This window comes from Agromyces sp. Root1464, assembly GCF_001427265.1.
GTDB classification, from domain to species: Bacteria; Actinomycetota; Actinomycetes; order Actinomycetales; family Microbacteriaceae; genus Agromyces; species Agromyces fucosus.
Map to the genome: position 1 here is coordinate 985090 of NZ_LMFU01000002.1, position 16937 is coordinate 1002026.

Annotated in this window: 8 protein-coding genes; 4 read left to right on the forward strand and 4 right to left on the reverse strand. The window is 68.2% G+C overall.

Going from position 1 to position 16937, the window contains the following annotated elements:
* Positions 1-74: 74 nt before the first annotated feature.
* The 3 genes from ASD23_RS10325 to ASD23_RS10335 all read right to left on the reverse strand — a co-directional run bounded on the left by ASD23_RS10325 (position 75) and on the right by ASD23_RS10335 (position 3570).
* Complete coding sequence (locus ASD23_RS10325; protein WP_056010028.1) at positions 75-1166, reverse strand: BMP family lipoprotein; 1092 nt, start codon at positions 1164-1166, stop codon at positions 75-77.
* A 155-nt stretch (positions 1167-1321) separates the two neighbouring features.
* On the reverse strand, positions 1322-2428 hold the full coding sequence (locus tag ASD23_RS10330) for a BMP family lipoprotein (protein WP_056010030.1): 1107 nt from the start codon (positions 2426-2428) through the stop codon (positions 1322-1324).
* Positions 2429-2451: 23 nt separating this feature from the next.
* Positions 2452-3570 (reverse strand): mannose-1-phosphate guanylyltransferase, encoded by a 1119-nt coding sequence (locus ASD23_RS10335; protein ID WP_056010032.1) that lies wholly within the window; start codon positions 3568-3570, stop codon positions 2452-2454.
* 193 nt (positions 3571-3763) lie between these two features.
* Here ASD23_RS10335 and sdhC point away from each other — a divergent pair, with 193 nt between their 5' ends.
* From sdhC to ASD23_RS10355, 4 genes are read left to right on the forward strand one after another with little or no spacing between them, the layout of a single operon-like run.
* Positions 3764-4186 carry a succinate dehydrogenase, cytochrome b556 subunit gene (gene sdhC, locus ASD23_RS10340; RefSeq protein ID WP_082571537.1) on the forward strand — a complete coding sequence of 141 codons (423 nt, stop codon included), beginning with the start codon at positions 3764-3766 and terminating at the stop codon, positions 4184-4186.
* 13 nt (positions 4187-4199) lie between these two features.
* Complete coding sequence (locus ASD23_RS10345; RefSeq protein ID WP_056010037.1) at positions 4200-4646, forward strand: succinate dehydrogenase hydrophobic membrane anchor subunit; 447 nt, start codon at positions 4200-4202, stop codon at positions 4644-4646.
* A gap of 7 nt (positions 4647-4653) precedes the next feature.
* Positions 4654-6462 carry a succinate dehydrogenase flavoprotein subunit gene (gene sdhA / locus ASD23_RS10350; RefSeq protein WP_056010039.1) on the forward strand — a complete coding sequence of 603 codons (1809 nt, stop codon included), beginning with the start codon at positions 4654-4656 and terminating at the stop codon, positions 6460-6462.
* Position 6463: 1 nt separating this feature from the next.
* Positions 6464-7219 carry a succinate dehydrogenase iron-sulfur subunit gene (locus ASD23_RS10355; protein WP_056010041.1) on the forward strand — a complete coding sequence of 252 codons (756 nt, stop codon included), beginning with the start codon at positions 6464-6466 and terminating at the stop codon, positions 7217-7219.
* Positions 7220-7396: 177 nt separating this feature from the next.
* Here ASD23_RS10355 and ASD23_RS10360 read toward each other — a convergent pair whose 3' ends face one another.
* On the reverse strand, positions 7397-16822 hold the full coding sequence (locus tag ASD23_RS10360) for a DUF11 domain-containing protein (RefSeq protein WP_157377061.1): 9426 nt from the start codon (positions 16820-16822) through the stop codon (positions 7397-7399).
* Between the last annotated feature and the right edge of the window lie 115 nt (positions 16823-16937).

Sequence of the window (16937 nt, forward strand, 5' to 3'; positions counted from 1 at the left end):
GCTACGCGAATGCGCACCCGCACGCAGATCGGGGAGGCCGGCAAGCCGACCTCCCCGATACGTGGTGCCTCGACTCAGCCGGCGAGGTAGGAGTTGACGGTGACGTCGCCCGCGATGATCGCAGCCTTCAGGTCGTCGAGCTCCGCCTGGAGCGTCGGCGAGACCTTCGACTCGAAGTCGTGGAACGGCGCCAGGCCGACGCCCTCGTTCTCGAGCGTGCCGAGGAACGGAGCCGGGTCGAACTCGCCGTTGCCGGCGGCCAGGACGGCCTCGTAGGTACCGACGTCGATGCCCTTGAGGATCGAGGTCAGCACGAGGTCGGCGACCGACGGGTCGGTCTCGGTGAAGTCGGCGTCGACGCCCATGAGTGCGACGTCACGGCCGGAGTCGCGGATGGCCGCTGCGGCCGACTGGTAGATCGGACCGCCGACGGGCAGCAGCACGTCGACGTTCTGGTCGAGCAGGCCCTGCGCGGTGTTGCGCGCGGTGTCGTTGGCTTCGAAGCCACCGGTGAAGAGGCCGTCGGTGCCGTCCCAGCCGAGGACCGTGACGCCCTTGCTCTTCTGCTCGTTGTAGTAGTCGACGCCCTGCTTGAAGCCGTCCATGAAGATCGAGACGGTCGGGAAGTTCATGCCGCCGAAGGTGCCGACCGTGTTGGTCTTCGTGTAGTCGGCAGCTGCGTAGCCGCCGAGGAATGCAGCCTGGGCCGTGTCGAAGAGGATCGGCTTGATGTTCGGCGCGTCGACCTCGCCGTCGAAGTCGTTGTCGGCCGCGTCGTCGATGATGACGTACTCGACATCGGGGTTCTCGAGCGCGGACTCGACCGTGGCGGCCGAGAGCGCGAAGCCGACCGTGACGATGAGGTCGCAGCCCTGGTCGACGAGGTTCGTGATGTTCGGCGCGTAGTCGGTCTCGGAGTCGGACTGCACCTTGGTCAGTTCGACGCCCAGCTCGTCAGCCGCCTTCGAGGCACCCTCGAAGCCGAGCTGGTTGAAGGACTTGTCGTCGAAGCCGCCGGCATCGGACACCATGCAGGGCATGAAGTCGATGGCCTCGCCACCGTCGTCGCCCGACTCTTCGGGTGCGGATGCGCAGCCGGCGAGCAGCACGGTTGCGCCGAGCAGCGCGAGACCGCTGAACGCGGCCCTCTTGGTCGTGACCTTCACTGTGTCCTCCAAAGACTGTCGCCCCGACCGTTCCGAGGCTCGTGCAGTCACGTTACCGAATGTTGCACCGCGCAAGCGGTCCACGACATCCAATGGTTATCAAGACGCGATGTTGTGCTCATATGAGCACGGGTCCTGCCCCGCGTACGGGGGCGTCATGGCGCGCTCGGCGACTCCACCACGATGTCGCCGGCGATGATCGCCTGGCGCAGCCCTTCGATCTCGCCGTCGAGCGCCGGTGTCACGAGCGGCGCCAGATCGTGGTACTCGGCGATCTCGACCCCGCCGTTCTCGAGCGTGCCGACGAACGGCTCGTTCGTGAACGAGCCGTCGAGCACCGCGCCGACGATCTCGACCATCGCATCCTGGGTGTTCTTCAGCACGCTCGTGAGGAGCACGGGACGATACTTCGCCGCGAGCGACTCGTAGCCGTCGCTGTCGACCCAGATGATCGACACCCCGCCGCGTTCGAGCGCAGCCGAGGCGGCACCCTCGCCGACCTGGCCCGCCACCGGCAGGACGACGTCGGCACCCTGGTCGATGAAGCTCTCGGTCAGCGTCTTGCCCTTGTTGACGTCTTCGAAATCGCCCGTGAACGCGCCGTCTTGAGCCGCCTTGTCCCAGCCGAGCACGCGCACCTGCGTGCCATGCACCTCGTTGTACTTCGCGACCCCGTCGACGAAGCCGTCCATGAACAAGGTGACGGGCGGCTGGTTGCCGCCGCCGAACGTCGCGACGACCCCGGTCTTCGAGACGCCGGCCGCGAGGTAGCCGGCCAGGTAGGAGGCCTGGGCCGTGTCGAAGACGACGGGCTTCACGTTGTCGGCCTCGACGGTCTCGTCGACGATGGCGAAGGCGAGCTCGGGGTTCTCGCCCGCCTGGTCGAGCGTGGGTTCCGCGAGCTCCCAGCCGACGGTGACGATGAGCTCGCACCCCGACTCGACGGCCTGCGACACGTTGGGCGCGAGGTCGGTCTCGCCGGTCGAGACGATGGCCTCGGCTTCGATGCCGTACTCGTCCTCGGCCTGCTGCAGTCCTTCCCAGCTCGACTGGTTGAACGAACGGTCCTCGAGGCCGCCCGAGTTCGTCACCATGCGCACGCACGATTCGCTCGCCGACCCGCCGTCTCCGGGGTCCGGTGCGGGAGCGCAGGCCGCGAGCGCGACGGATGCCGCGGCGATCGCGACCCCGACGGAGATGCTTCGGCGCAGTGCAGTCCGACGAGCGGCGGCTCGCCGGTGAGACCCCCGACCCTGAGACATCCGATACCTCTTTCTCTTGTGCCCTACAGCACGTCGTTGGATCCGCCGAGGCGGAGGGCGTCGACGACCGCCTTGACGCGTTGGGCGTGCTCGCTCGTCGTGACGAGCAGCGCGTCGGGCGTGTCGACCACGACGATGTCGTGCACGCCGATCAGGCTGATGACCCGCTTGGACCGGCTCACGACGATGCCGCTCGAGGCGTCCGACAGCACGCGCGCGTTCTCGCCGAGGATCGCGAGTTCGCCGGAGCGCCCCGCGGTGTTGAGCTTGGCGAGCGAGGCGAAGTCGCCCACGTCGTCCCACGCGAAGTGCCCGCGGATGACGGCGAGCCGACCGGCCGCGGCGGCCGGCTCGGCGACCGAGTAGTCGATCGCGATCTTCTCGAGGCGCGGCCAGATGCGGTCGACCGCCGGGCCCCGCGTCGACGGGTCGTCCCAGGCCTCGGCCAGTTCGAGGAGGCCCGCATGCAGTTCGGGCTTGTTCCGCGCGATCTCCTCGAGCAGGGTGTCGGCGCGGGCGATGAACATGCCGGCGTTCCACAGGTGGTCGTGCCCGGCCAGGTAGCGCTTGGCGGTGTCGAGGTCGGGCTTCTCGACGAAGCTCGCGACCGCTTCGACTCGCTCGGCCCCCTCGATGGCGAGCGGCGCACCGCACTCGATGTACCCGAACCCCACGGCGGGCTCGGTCGGCGTGATGCCGATCGTCGCGATGTACCCGGCCCGGGCCGCCGCGACGGCGTCGGCGACCGCGGCGCGGAAGAGCGCTGCCCCCGAAATGACATGATCGGCCGCGAAGGATCCGATGATCACGCCCGGCTCACGACGCTCGAGGATCGCCGCGGCGAGGCCGATGGCGGCCGTCGAGTCGCGCGGCTCGCTCTCGAGCACGACGTTGTGGTCGGCGAGGCCGGGCAACTGCGCCTCGACGGCGGCGCGGTGTGCGCGACCGGTGACGACCATGATGCGGTCGTCGCCCGAGAGCGGCGCGAGCCGGTCCCAGGTGTCCTTCAGGAGGGTCTGACCCGATCCCGTGAGGTCGTGCAGGAACTTGGGCGCGTCGGCACGGGAGAGCGGCCACAGCCGCGAGCCCACGCCGCCGGCGGGGATGACGCTGTAGAAGCCGTCGATCGGGGATTCGTCCATCCGCACAGCTTAACGGGAGCGACCGGCGACGACACGGGCCACGGATGCCGCGGCATTCGATATCTCGACGTCGAGAGAGTTAGGCCGCCCTAAGCGGCGGGCGAAGCAGCCCGGGTCTACACTCGAATCGGGCCGTGTGCCCGTCATGCCCCGGCATCTTCGGGGCGCTTCACACAGCCAGGGAGGGTTGTTCATGCCAGAGACTTCGGCAGGAACCCTGACCGCACCCGCGACGCCTGCGAAACAGAAGCCTGGTGGCACGCTGTACCGCGGCCGTGAGGGAATGTGGTCATGGGTGCTGCACCGCATCACGGGTGTCGCGATCTTCTTCTTCCTTCTTGTGCACATCCTCGACACGGCGCTCGTGCGGGTCAGCCCCGAGGCGTACAACGCGGTCATCGGCACCTACCAGACGCCCATCATGGGCCTCGGCGAGGTCGCCCTGGTCGGTGCGATCGTGTTCCACGCGTTCAACGGACTGCGCATCATCCTCGTGGACTTCTGGACCTGGGCCACGCGCCACCAGAAGCTCCTCTTCTGGATCGTGATCGCCCTCTGGGTCGTGACCATGCTCGCGTTCACGCCGCGCCACCTCATCAACGTCTTCAGCCACTAGGGAGCCGCGGGACATGACTGCCATCGAAACGTCGGCGCTGAAACCAGCCGACCGCCCCCGCCGCCGCGGCGTCAATCTGGAGAAATGGGGCTGGATCTACATGCGCGCCTCGGGCGTCGTGCTGATCGTGCTCATCTTCGGACACCTCTTCATGAACCTCATGGTCGGCGACGGCGTCAAGGCCATCGACTTCGGCTTCGTCGGCGGCAAGTGGGCCGACCCGTTCTGGCAGTGGTGGGACGTGCTGATGCTCTGGCTCGCCCTCATCCACGGCGCCAACGGCATGCGCACGATCGTCAACGACTACACGAGCCCGGGCGTCGTGCAGAAGGTGCTGAAGGGCGCCCTCTTCGCCGCCGCCGCCGTGCTCATCATCCTCGGCACGCTCGTCGTCTTCACCTTCGAGCCCTGCCCCGTCGGCGCACCCGCCGATCTGCTTCCCTCGTTCTGCGCCGCTTAGGAGATCCGTGAACACCCAGAGCGCCGACGCCGAGACCACGGTCATCGACGGCGTCCACTACCACCAGTTCGACATCGTCATCGTGGGCGCCGGCGGCGCCGGCATGCGCGCGGCGATCGAGGCCGGCCCCGGCGCGAAGACCGCGGTCATCTCGAAGCTCTACCCCACTCGCTCGCACACGGGTGCGGCGCAGGGCGGCATGGCCGCGGCGCTCGCGAACGTCGAGGAGGACAGCTGGGAGTGGCATACCTTCGACACCGTCAAGGGCGGCGACTACCTCGTCGACCAGGACGCTGCGGAGATCCTCGCGAAGGAGGCGATCGACGCGGTCATCGACCTCGAGAACATGGGCCTGCCGTTCAACCGCACGCCCGAGGGCAAGATCGACCAGCGACGCTTCGGCGGCCACACCCGCGACCACGGCAAGGCTCCGGTCCGCCGTGCCTGTTACGCCGCCGACCGCACGGGTCACATGATCCTGCAGACGCTGTTCCAGAACTGCGTGCGCCTCGGCATCAACTTCTTCAACGAGTACTACGTGCTCGACCTCGTCATGACCGAGGTCGACGGGGTCCAGAAGCCGTCGGGCGTCGTGGCCTACGACCTCGCCTCGGGTGAGCTGCACGTCTTCCAGGCCAAGGCCGTGATCTTCGCGACCGGCGGCTTCGGCAAGATCTACAAGACGACGTCGAACGCGCACACGCTCACGGGCGACGGCGTCGGCATCATCTGGCGCAAGGGCCTGCCGCTCGAGGACATGGAGTTCTTCCAGTTCCACCCGACCGGTCTCGCCGGCCTCGGCATCCTCCTCACCGAGGGCGCCCGCGGCGAGGGCGCGATCCTCCGCAATGCCTCGGGCGAGCGCTTCATGGAGCGCTACGCGCCGACCATCAAAGACCTGGCGCCGCGCGACATCGTCGCGCGCTGCATGGTGCAGGAGGTCGCCGAGGGCCGCGGCGCCGGGCCGCACAAGGACTACGTGCTCCTCGACTGCACCCACCTCGGCGCAGAGGTGCTCGAGACGAAGCTGCCCGACATCACCGAGTTCGCACGCACCTACCTCGGCGTCGACCCCGTGTTCGAGCCCGTGCCCGTCATGCCGACCGCGCACTACGCCATGGGCGGCATCCCGACCAACGTCGCCGCAGAGGTGCTCTCCGACAACGACACCGTCGTGCCGGGCCTCTACGCCGCGGGCGAGTGCGCCTGCGTCTCGGTGCACGGCTCGAACCGTCTCGGCACGAACTCCCTGCTCGACATCAACGTCTTCGGCAAGCGCGCCGGCCGCAACGCGGTCGAGTACGTGAAGACGGCCGAGTTCACTCCCCTCCCCGACGACCCGGCCGCGGCCGTGCGCGGGATGCTGGAGCAGCTCCGCGACTCCGACGGCACCGAGCGCATCGCTGCGATCCGCAAGGAACTGCAGGACGAGATGGACAAGAACGCCCAGGTGTTCCGCACCGACGAATCGCTCGAGCACGTCACGACGGTCATCGCGGGCCTCCGCGACCGGTACCGGAACGTCGCCGTGCACGACAAGGGCAAGCGCTTCAACACCGACCTGCTCGAGGCCGTCGAGCTCGGGTTCCTCCTCGACCTCGCCGAGGTCGTCGTGTACTCGGCCCGCAACCGGAAAGAGAGCCGCGGCGGCCACATGCGCGACGACTACCCGAACCGCGACGACGCCAACTACATGCAGCACACGATGGCGTACCTGTCGGGCGACGCGCACTCGTCGGATGCCGCCGACCACATCCGACTCGACTGGAAACCGGTGACGATCACCCGCTACCAGCCCATGGAGAGGAAGTACTGACGTGAGCACCGCAACGCTCGAGACCCCGCCGACGGACGCGATCCAGTCGTTCACCGTCACGTTCCTCATCCGCCGCTTCGACCCCGACGTGGACACCGAGCCGCGCTGGCAGGACTTCGACGTCGAGATGTACGCGACCGACCGCGTGCTCGACGCCCTGCACAAGATCAAGTGGGAGCAGGACGGCTCGCTGACGTTCCGTCGCTCGTGCGCGCACGGCATCTGCGGATCCGACGCGATGCGCATCAACGGCCGCAACCGCCTCGCCTGCAAGACGCTCATCAAGGACCTCGACATCTCGAAGCCCATCTACGTGGAGGCCATCAAGGGCCTGCCGCTCGAGAAGGACCTCATCGTCGACATGGAGCCGTTCTTCGCGAGCTTCCGCGACGTGCAGCCCTTCCTCGTCGCGAACTCGAAGCCCGAGCCCGGCAAGGAGCGCGTGCAGTCGGTCGCCGAGCGTGCCATCTTCGATGACACGACCAAGTGCATCCTGTGCGCGGCGTGCACCTCGTCGTGCCCCGTCTTCTGGACCGACGGCCAGTACTTCGGCCCGGCGGCGATCGTGAACGCCCACCGCTTCATCTTCGACTCGCGCGACGACAACGCGCAGACGCGTCTCGACATCCTCAACGACAAAGAGGGCGTGTGGCGCTGCCGCACGACCTTCAACTGCACCGAGGCGTGCCCCCGCGGCATCGAGGTGACCAAGGCCATCGCCGAGGTCAAGCAGGCCGTCATGCGCGGCAAGCCGTAGTCGCACCACCACTCGCAGGTCGAGCCTGTCGGATCCCGCTGAGGCGGGGCATCCGACAGGCTCTTCCGTTTGCGGGCGACGATGCCACCGCAGCCTGGGGACCCCCGGCATCGCTCAGGGCACGAGAGAGGGCCGGGTCACTCGACCCGGCCCTTCCCGTTCGCGGTGGCGGAGCCGTTACTCGGCGGACTCCCCCGCTCGGCGACGACGGATCATCATCGCGGCGATCAGGAGCGCACCGGCGACGAGCAGGCCGCCCGCACCCCACAGGAGTGGCGCTCCCGCGAACCCGGTCGAGGCGATGGCGCCCGCCTGCGGGATCTTGACGGTGACCGTCGAGTCGTCGCAGAGCACCGGCAGCTCGGGATCGATGGCCGAGAGCACCGAGACCTCCCCCTCGGGCTGCACCTCGGGCGGCGCCGCCAGGTCGTTCCAGCAGACCTCGCCCGTGTTGTCGATGCTCGACTTCTTGGAAGCGGGGTTCAGCATCACGCTCAGGACGACGTCGGGCGCATCGGGCTGGGTGCCGCCGATCATGCCGTTCAGCACGCAGTGGAGCGTGCCGCCGTAGCCGGCCGAGTCCACACCGGTGACCTCGCAGTCGTCCCAGCGCGGGAACGCGGGAGCGGGATCGGTCGTGATCCCGGTGACCTTGAGGTCGCCGGGGATCTCGTCGAACAGCTCCACGGCCTCGACCGCGCCGAGCCCCGAGTTGGTGACCGACAACGTGTAGTCGAAGGAACTGCCCGGCTTCGCCTCGGTCACGCTCGACGTCTTCAGGATCTCGACCGTCGGATCGCGCTGCACCTCGCAGGCCGGCGTGGCCTGGGGGTAGACCGCGAGCACGGACTGGCTCGGGTTGACCTGGAACGTGATCGTCATCGGGTTGAACTGGTCGGCGAACGCGTAGCTCTCGAGCTTCGAGTCCTTCACCATGTTCTCCCAGATGTCGACGATGCCGTTCTCGCCGACGACGTCGCCCTCCTGGATCAGGCGCCAGCCGGGCCATCCGATCGAGATGCCCTCATCGTTCACCACGCCGTACGGCCACAGCGTGCGACCGTTGCGCTCCTCCCACGGGATCTCCATGACGATCGGAGTCGCGTCCGGGTAGACGCTGGCGTCGGGCGTCCACGTGACCGTGATCGGTCCCGGAGCGACCGAGCCGGTCGTCTGCACGTTGTGGTAGAGGTACGGCACGTCGTTCACGCACTGCACGTAGGCGTTCGCCTGCATCGCCTTGGTCGGCACGTCTGCGGTGTCGCAGTCGTTCGTGGGATCGATGTCGAACTCCGAGACCTCGACGCAGGCCGTGTTCTCGATGTTCTCCGCCGGTACGAGCGGCGGGACCTCACCCGGGTTCTCCGGCAGTTCCGGCCCGACCGCGGGGTCCTTCAGCGTCACGGGGATCGTGATCGTCACGATCGGTCCGGGGGCGAAGGTCGCATCGGTCGTCCAGGTCAGCTCGCTGCCGTTCTGGAGGAACGTCCACGATCCGATCGGGTCGAGCGTGATGTCGGCCGGGTCGAACTCGAGCGAGTCGGCGAGCGTGTCGGTGACGACGACGCCGTCCACCGGCGTGGGCCCGTTGTTCGTCACCGTCAGCACCCAGTTGAAGGAGTTGTCGTCGGTGCCGGCCTCGACCGCGTCGACGCCGTCGGGCAGCACCGCGGTCTTCACGATGCCGACCTCGACGATCGGGATGTCGACGCAGCCACTGATCGGCGTCTCGATCGTGCCGCTCGTGAAGAGCGCCCCGTTGAAGAAGCCGTGGCCGCTCTGCGTCTCGACGCACGTCGCGAGATCGATGTCGGTGATGCCCGTGATGTCGACGACCGCCGTGATCGACCAGATCTGGTCGACGCCCGCCAGGATCTGTCGCGCCTCGGCGAGGACGGTGTCGTCACCGGTGCCGGTCCAGCCGGCGACCGGGTCGCCGTTCGGATCCTCGGCCGTGGCCGTGAACGTCGTGCCCGCCGGGAAGGCCGGCTCGTCGCTCAGGTCGTAGGAGAGGTCCTTGTCGGGGTCGGCGGTCACGACGATCTCGTACGCCACGGTGAACGTGCCGTCGAGGTTGTCCGTCGGCGAGCCGACGACCGTCTTCTCGGCGCTGGCCCGTCCGGGCTCATCGCACGCGCTATCCTCCGTCGGCAGGTCGCCGACGGTGAGGATGGCCGTGTTGCGGAAGCCACCCTCGCCCTCGGTGCACTCGACGGTCTCGTCGTCCCATGCGTCTTCGGTCACCGTCGCCTCGACGGTCACGAAGTACTCGTGCGTCACCTCGCCCGCCGTGAGGATCACGTTGTTCGCGAGCTCCTCGGTAGGCTCGATGGCCGGATCCAGCCAGCTGCCGCTCGAACCGCCGGGACCCGTCCATGTCGCCTCGGAGACCGTGATGCCCTCGCCGAAGTCGGCGAGCGTGTCACTCAGGTCGTAGGTGACGGCCGAGACGACGCTCTCGTCGGTGACAGTGATCTTGTAGTCGATCGTCCAGGTGCCATCGGCGTTCTGAACGGTCGAGACGACCTCTTTGTCGAGCCGGTAGGCCGCCGGGGCCGCGGTGTTCGTGATCTCGCACGTCACCTCCTGCCCGGGCTGCAGCGCGACGTCGCCGTCGGCCGCGTCGAGCACGAGCGGCTCGACGCCGTTCGTGGAGACGCAGTTCCAGAGCGAGGGCGTGAACTCGTCGTCACCAGCGAAGTCAGCCGCTTCCGAGAGCGTGTAGGCCAGGTTGGAGTCGACGGTTCCGGTCGCCGTTCCATCGCCCGTGACGACCGGCGGGTTGGCGCCGTCGGCAGCAGCGAGCGTCCAGAGCGTCGCCGGGAAGTCCGGCGCGATCTCGAGCGGCATCACCTTCTTCTCGAGCGTCAGCTTCGGCGCGACATCCGTGTTCGTGATATCGCAGTCGACGGACGCGCCGAGCTCGGTGACCGTCAGGGTCGCACTCGTCGAACCGGGCACCTGCACGAGGGTGAAGGCATCCTCCCCCTGCGGAGAGGTGCAGCTCCACGTCGCCGAGACGGTGTACTCGATGCCGTTCTCGTAGCTCGTGCTGACCTCGTTGAGGGTGTAGCCGACGCCGAGCTTCACGGGGCCGCTCGACGTCCCGGCACCCGTGAAGGTGTCGGAGTCGTCGCCGACGTTCGTGCCGCTGACGCTCCAGTCCACGGGCACTGCTGCACCCCCGTGCAGGTTGTCGACGTGCTTCTCGAGGCTGACCGTCTGCGTGCAGGTGACGGGGTTCCTCACCGTGTAGGTGCTGACCGTGCCCGCGAGGGTCTTGTCGCCCACGCCGATCGGGTCGTCGGCGACGCAGCCGTTCGGCACGAGCACTTCGCCCTCGTCGACGGTCACCTCGGCGCCATCGACGTACAGACCCTGCTCGATGCTCCACGGCACGTTCTGTCCGTCGAGTGTGGCCTGAGCGGTGAAGCCTGCCGGGAGGGACGGGCTGTCCCACTCGATCGGCGAGCCGCCGTTGATCGTCCACAGCTTCTCGAGCACCACGACGACCGGAACGTCGAAGCAGGCGTCATCCGTGTACGTGTCACCCGAGGTGACCGTGGCGGTGTTCAGCAGTCCTTGCTCCTCGCAGCTCAGCGACGGGTCGCTCGGCGCGGATTCGACCGTGAACTTCACGAGCACCGTGAACACGTCGCTCGCACCGCCCGGAAGCGCCTGGTTCGCGACGATCGAGTCGGTCTCCACCGGAATGGAGTTCCAGTCGGGGTCGACCGTGGCGTCGGAGCTCGTCACCGTGCGCGCCGTGATGGTGGCGGCATCGGCGAAGTCGGGCACGTCATCGAGGTCGTAGACGAGTCCCTGGCTCGGCGAGGTGTTCTTCACCGTGATGGTGTAGCTCGCCTCCCAGTGGTCCCCGACCTTGGTCACGGATCCCGTGGTGCTCTTCGTCACCTCGGGCTCGGCAGGCACGCCGCAGCCGGTGTCGGTCTGCGTGCTCGTGCCCGAGGTGAGCTTCGCCTCGTTCAGGAACCCGACGTTCGGGTCCTCGTCGCTCGGCGTGCACGTGCCGGTCGTCGGGTCGGTGAAGGCCGCCTTGCTGACCTTCGCGGTCACCGTGACGGTGTACTCCTCGACCGCGTCGATGCCGAGCGTGCGCGGCGAGGCGACGAGGGTCGCCGTCGGGTTCGCCTCGGGGTCCGCCCAGGTGCCGGATGTCTCGCCACTCCATTCGGCGGTGAGGATCTCGACCTCGGCTCCGAACTTCAGGGTGTCCTGCAACGTGTACTTCGTGATGTACTCGCTGTTGCCGGTGACCGTGATCGGGTACACCAGCGTCCACACGCCGTCGGCGCTCTGGGTCGCCGTCGGGTTCCCCTTCTGCACCGTTGGCACCCCGGTGTCACGCACCGGCGGGCAGTCGTCGTCGGTACTGATGATCTCGCCGCTCGTGAGGATCGCCTCGTTGAAGAATCCCTTGCCCTGGCCGGGTCCGCCGGTCGCGCACACTCGGTCCTCGGGCGGAACGGCACCCGAGGGCACGTCGAGGTTGAAGGTGATGACGTATGCGTCCGACCCGCCAGCCTCGATCGGCTGGTCGGTGACGATCGAGATCGGCGTCGAACCGTCGTAGGCGACGGCGGGAGCCCCGTCGATCCAATAGGTGTTGTACACCACGCCGATCGGGAATGCAGGGTCGTCGACGAGCGTGTAATGGCTCGGCCGAGCGCCCGGTGTCGTGTTGAAGACCGTGAGCAGGTAGCTCACGTTCCAGCTTCCGTCGGGCTGCTGGGATGCAGTGCCGCCCGATTTCACGATCCTCGGCGAGCTCGGAGCATCACAGGCGGTGTCGGTGGTCGAGGCGCCGGCCACGGTCAGGATGGCGGCGTTGTTGAATGCGCCGGCATCCAGTGTCGACGGGCAGGCCGTCTGCGCGGGCGAGAGCGCGGGCCCGGTCACGACGATGCCGCTCACGTCGACGCGGTAGACATCGCTCGGATCGGGGTCGCCTGCCGGAAGGTACGTGCCGGTGGCGAGCGCCGTGCCGTCGACCCACGGAGCAGCTGCCCCGCCGTCCTTCGACACCGTGAAGGTCGCCGTGGTGGTGTCGACGCCGGTACCGAACCTGGTGTCGTCGAGGAGGTCGTAGACGCCTCCGATCGCGCCGGTGTTCGTGACGGTGATGTCGTAGCTGATGCTCCATGTTCCATCGATCGCCTGGCTCACCGAGCCGGGCACGACGGTCTTGTCGTGCACGATGGTCGGCTTGTCGATGGAGACGCAGCCGGTCGCGGAGCCGGACTGGTTTCCGGCCGTGACCTTCGCGGTGTTGTCGAGGTTCGGGCAGAGGAGTGCCGGAGCATCCGCCCCGATCGCGACCTTCACCGCGACGGTGTAGACGTGCGTGTCGACACCGGCGGTGCCGGCGAGCGTCACGTTGTCGGCGAGCAGGGTGTTCGGCGCGACGCCGGTCCAGCCGGGCACGAGGCTGACGCCGGCCGGCGGGGTGACGGTGCGGTCGACCACGTCGACGGATGCCGGGTAGCCCAGCGTGTCGTCGAGGTCGTACTGCACGCTCGTGGTGGCCGAGGGGTTGGTCACCGTGATCGTGTAAGGCAGGGTCCAGGTGCCGTCACCGTTGTCGACGGCGGTGCCGCCGACCTTCGTGATCGTCGGCTTGACCGGGATCGAGCAGTCCTCAGCGGGGTAGGTGACGCCGCCGACGGTCATGACCGCGGTGTTCAGGAAGCCGACGGTGCCGGGGGTGCCGGCGTCGCAGGAGGTCGGGCTCGTGCCGCCGAAGTCGGCGCCCGGGGCGACCGTCGCGTTGACGGTCACGTGCCAGGTGTGCGAGGTGCCCTTGACGAGGCTCGGCTCACCGGCGAAGGCCTGCTCGCTGCCGAACGCGACGTTCCACGGCGTCAGAGAGCCCGGCGGTGCCGGCAGCGTGCGCTGGTAGTTCGCGCTGTTCACCGTGACGTTCGCCCCGAAGTCGAGCGTGTCGGTGACGCTGTACGTCAGATCCTGGAACGCACTCGGGTTCGTCACGACGATGTCGTAGCCGATGTCCCAGCTGACGCCGTCGGCGTTGGGCGTGGGAACGGCTGCGTTCTTCACGATCGTCGGGGTGATCGCCTTCAGCGTGTTCGTCACGGTGCAGTCGACCTTGTCGCCCGGAGCGAGCGGAGACACCGAGGGGCCGGGAACTGCTGCTCCCCCGTTCTTCGAGCAGAGCCACGTTCCGGCCTGGAACTGGTCGGCGTTCGGCAGTGCCGTCGACTCGGAGAGCGCGATCGTCTCACCGGCCGGCACATCGACGAATCCGGCCGTGCCGCCGTCGCCCTGGGCGACGATCGTGGCGCCGACCTTGGCGGCGAGGTTCCACGACGTCGGGAGCGCCACGTTTCCGGTGACGACCTTCGTCAGCTTCAGCTGCGGCGGGATCGGCTTGTTCGTGATGACGCAGGTGCCCTGTGCGAGAGCCGTGAGCGTGATCGTCGTCGTCGTGACGTACTGACCGTTCGGGCTCGTCTTGCACTGGATGCTCAGCTGCTCGTAGCCGGCGGGGCCGCCGGTCTCGGAGATCGTGTAGCTCGTGCCCGGTCGGACGAGCACGGTGTTGCCGCTCGTGGTCTGCACCGGACCGAGGCCCGGGATCGAGCCGCTCGGCGTGGCGACGAGGTTCCAGTCGCCCGGTTCGGCGTCGGCGCCGTCGAGCTGCTCGACGCTCTTCACGAGTGTGAGCTGCGCGGTCTGGTTGACCGCGGTGCACTGCACGCGGAATCCGAGGGGCACCGTCACGCCGCCGTTCAGGCCGTCGGCGAACCCGGGCACGACGACTCCCTGACCGTTCACCTGCACGCAGTCCCAGCTGCCGGACGAACCCGGAATGGGGACGGCGTTCAAGCCGAGCGTCTGCACGTAGCGCGGGTCGCCGCTCTCGGTGAGCGGGTAGGTCACGTTCGGCGTCACGAGTGCCGTCGCGCCGACGGTGCCGGTCGCTCCGTTCGGGCCGGCGAGCGCGCCTCCGGGCGCCACGGCGTCGAGGTTCCACGTGTTCGCGGCCACGCCGCCGTTCGCCACCGTCTTCTTCAGCGTGAGCTGGGAATCGCAGGTGACCGTGTTGGTGATCGTGTAGCTGTTGTCACCGGGTTGGAGGGTCGGGCTGAACGGCAGGGCGCCGTTGGCCGGCACCTGGCCGTTCGCGAGCGTGACCTTCCGGTCGGTGATCGTGCACAGGTCGCGCGATCCCACGCCCGTCGTCTCGTTGAGGGAGACGACCGTGTTGGCCGGCAGCGGGCCCTGCGTGGTCACCCAGGGCGCATTGACTCCGCCGACCGTCAACTGCGCGGTGAGCCCGGGCGGCTGGTTGCCGTGCTGGTACGTGGTGCCGTTGACCACCCAGACCTTGTTGACGCTGAAGTTCGACTGCGGCAGTGGCGGTCGGTTCCAGACGTTGCAGGTGACCGCCTGCGTCGAACTCACCGGGATCGAGAAGCCGTTCGCCTCGTTGGACACGGTGATGGCGTTGCCCGTGGCCTGATCGGTGCAGACCGCGTTCTTGCCGCCCGTCTGCACGATGCTGTGGCCCTGCGGATCCTCGGTGACCTTCACCGTGCCGTTCGTGGTGCCGCCCGCGAAGGTGAGCGGGAGGTTGACCGCGCCGGTACCGGCGGCGGTCGTCCCCTCCTGCGTGGGCGGGGTGATGCCGGCGGTCGTGGGCTGGGCGGTGAACTTCCACCCGCCCGCGGGCGTCTGACCGGTCTTCTGCTCACCGGTGCTCGAGCTCGAGACGACCTGCTTGACGACCGAGACCGAGCCCTGGCAGGCGCCGAGCGCGAGGTCTCGGAGGATCGTTCCGGCCTGGTCGTAGCTCGAGGACTGGAAGTAGTCGGAGTTCAGCTGGTCGCCCGAGATCGCGATGAGGTTGTCGGGCGAGCCGCCGACACCGCTGCCGACGCCGAAGGCGATGACGCGGGTGCCGAGCGCCTTGACTGCGTTCGCCGAGAACACGCCGTTCTCGACCTCGCGGAAGCGGGTGCGGTTACCGGGGCCCTCGTCGTTCGCGTAGACCGTCGGGTTGCCGTCGGTGAGCACGAGCGCGATGTCGTACTGCGTGCCGCTCGTCGCGACCTGGTAGATGCCGCGATCCCAGTTCGTGGCCTCGGTCGGGGTGCTGAACGAGTCGATGTGGTTGCGCACGATGTTGGCACCGGCGACGGTGGAGACCGGCGTGATGCCGAGGTTCGCTCCTGCGGTCGCGGGGGCGACGTTGTTGAACGTGAAGATGCCCACCTGCGAGGGAGTGCCCTGCAGGGCGGTGACGAAGCCCTTCGCCGCGTTCTTCAGGTCGGTGAAGTTCGGCGCCACGGAGCCCGAGAGGTCGATCACGAGGGCGATGCGCACACCGCACTGCTGTGCACGGGTCGGGTTCGCGAGCGAGTTCTGCCAGATGCCGCCCGAGGCGTTGTTCGCCGTGTTGCCCGTGGCGATCATGAAGTCGGCCAGCGAGCTGAGGGTCTCACCTGCGTCGACGTCCGCGATGCGGAATCGGTAGGCGGCGGACGCGGGCGTCTCGCCGACGGCGAGGGTGTCATTGGCGGACCAGCCGGCCGGGACGCCGGGCACGGCCTGCGCGACCCAGAAGTTCGAGTTGTTGGCATTCGGAACGGTGAAGGTGCAGACGCCTGCGGCGGTCGACACACACGTGGCCCACGGCTGGTTGATGACGGAGCCGAAGGAGCCGCCGTTGTCGGTGTAGAGCTGGAGGGTCACTCCTCCGAGACCTCCGACGCTGGAGATGCCGGTGCGGGTGCCGCCGACCTGGACGTTGACGGTGGCCGGGCCGCTGTAGGTGTGGGTGAACGTGCAGTTCGCGAACTTCTGGGTCGGAGAGCCGTTCGTGTTGCTGAACGTCACGGTCCGGTCGTCCTCGTCCCACGAGGGGTCCTGGTTGCCCGAGCCGCCGGTCGTGCACGTGAAGTCGGTGAGGGTGTAGTTCGCCGGCCCGCTGTCGGCGAAGAGCGTGTAGGTGTTGTTGCGGGGCACGGGGCGGGTCTGGCCCGAGGTGAAGTTGTAGTTGTCGCTGTTGCTCGAGCGAACGGCGTGCAGGGTCCACTGGCCCGGTGTCGCTGCTCCCCCGGAGACGACGTTCGTGATGGAGAGGTTCGCGCAGTTCGTCGTACAGTCGGCGGTGTCCGCCGGGAAGATCGCCATGGGCGTGATGTCCATCGGCGTGCTGAGGTCCTGTGCCGGCGGGGCCTGTGCCGGCGGGTCGGCCGGCGCCTCCTTGGCGGGAGCCTCGGTCGGAGCCTCGGAGGGCTCCTCGCTCGCGGGCTCCTCACTCGCCGGGGTCTCGCTCGCCGGCGTCTCGCTCGCGGGCGTCTCGTTCGAAGGCGCCTCGTTCGTCGACTCGTCGCCCGACGTCGCTTCCTGGGTCTCACTCGTCGTCGCGGCATCCGGTGCCGGCTCGACCGCCTGCTCGGCGAACGCCGTCATCGGCAGCCCGATCGCGAGCAGCGCTCCGACCGAGAGCGATGCCACGAGCGCCGTCGCCCTGCGCTTCCTGGTCTCCACTCGCTGTCGACGCGACCGACGGGGTCGTGCATCGTCGTTGGGCGTGTTTCCGAACCAGCTGTTCATGGTGGCCTTCTTGTGCTCGGGTGAGAAAGCGGAACGAGACTGTTGCGCAGTCGGGGCGAGTCAAGCAGAGGAAATGGGGGACACGATAGGGCGCGCATGGCACCAATCCGGGGGA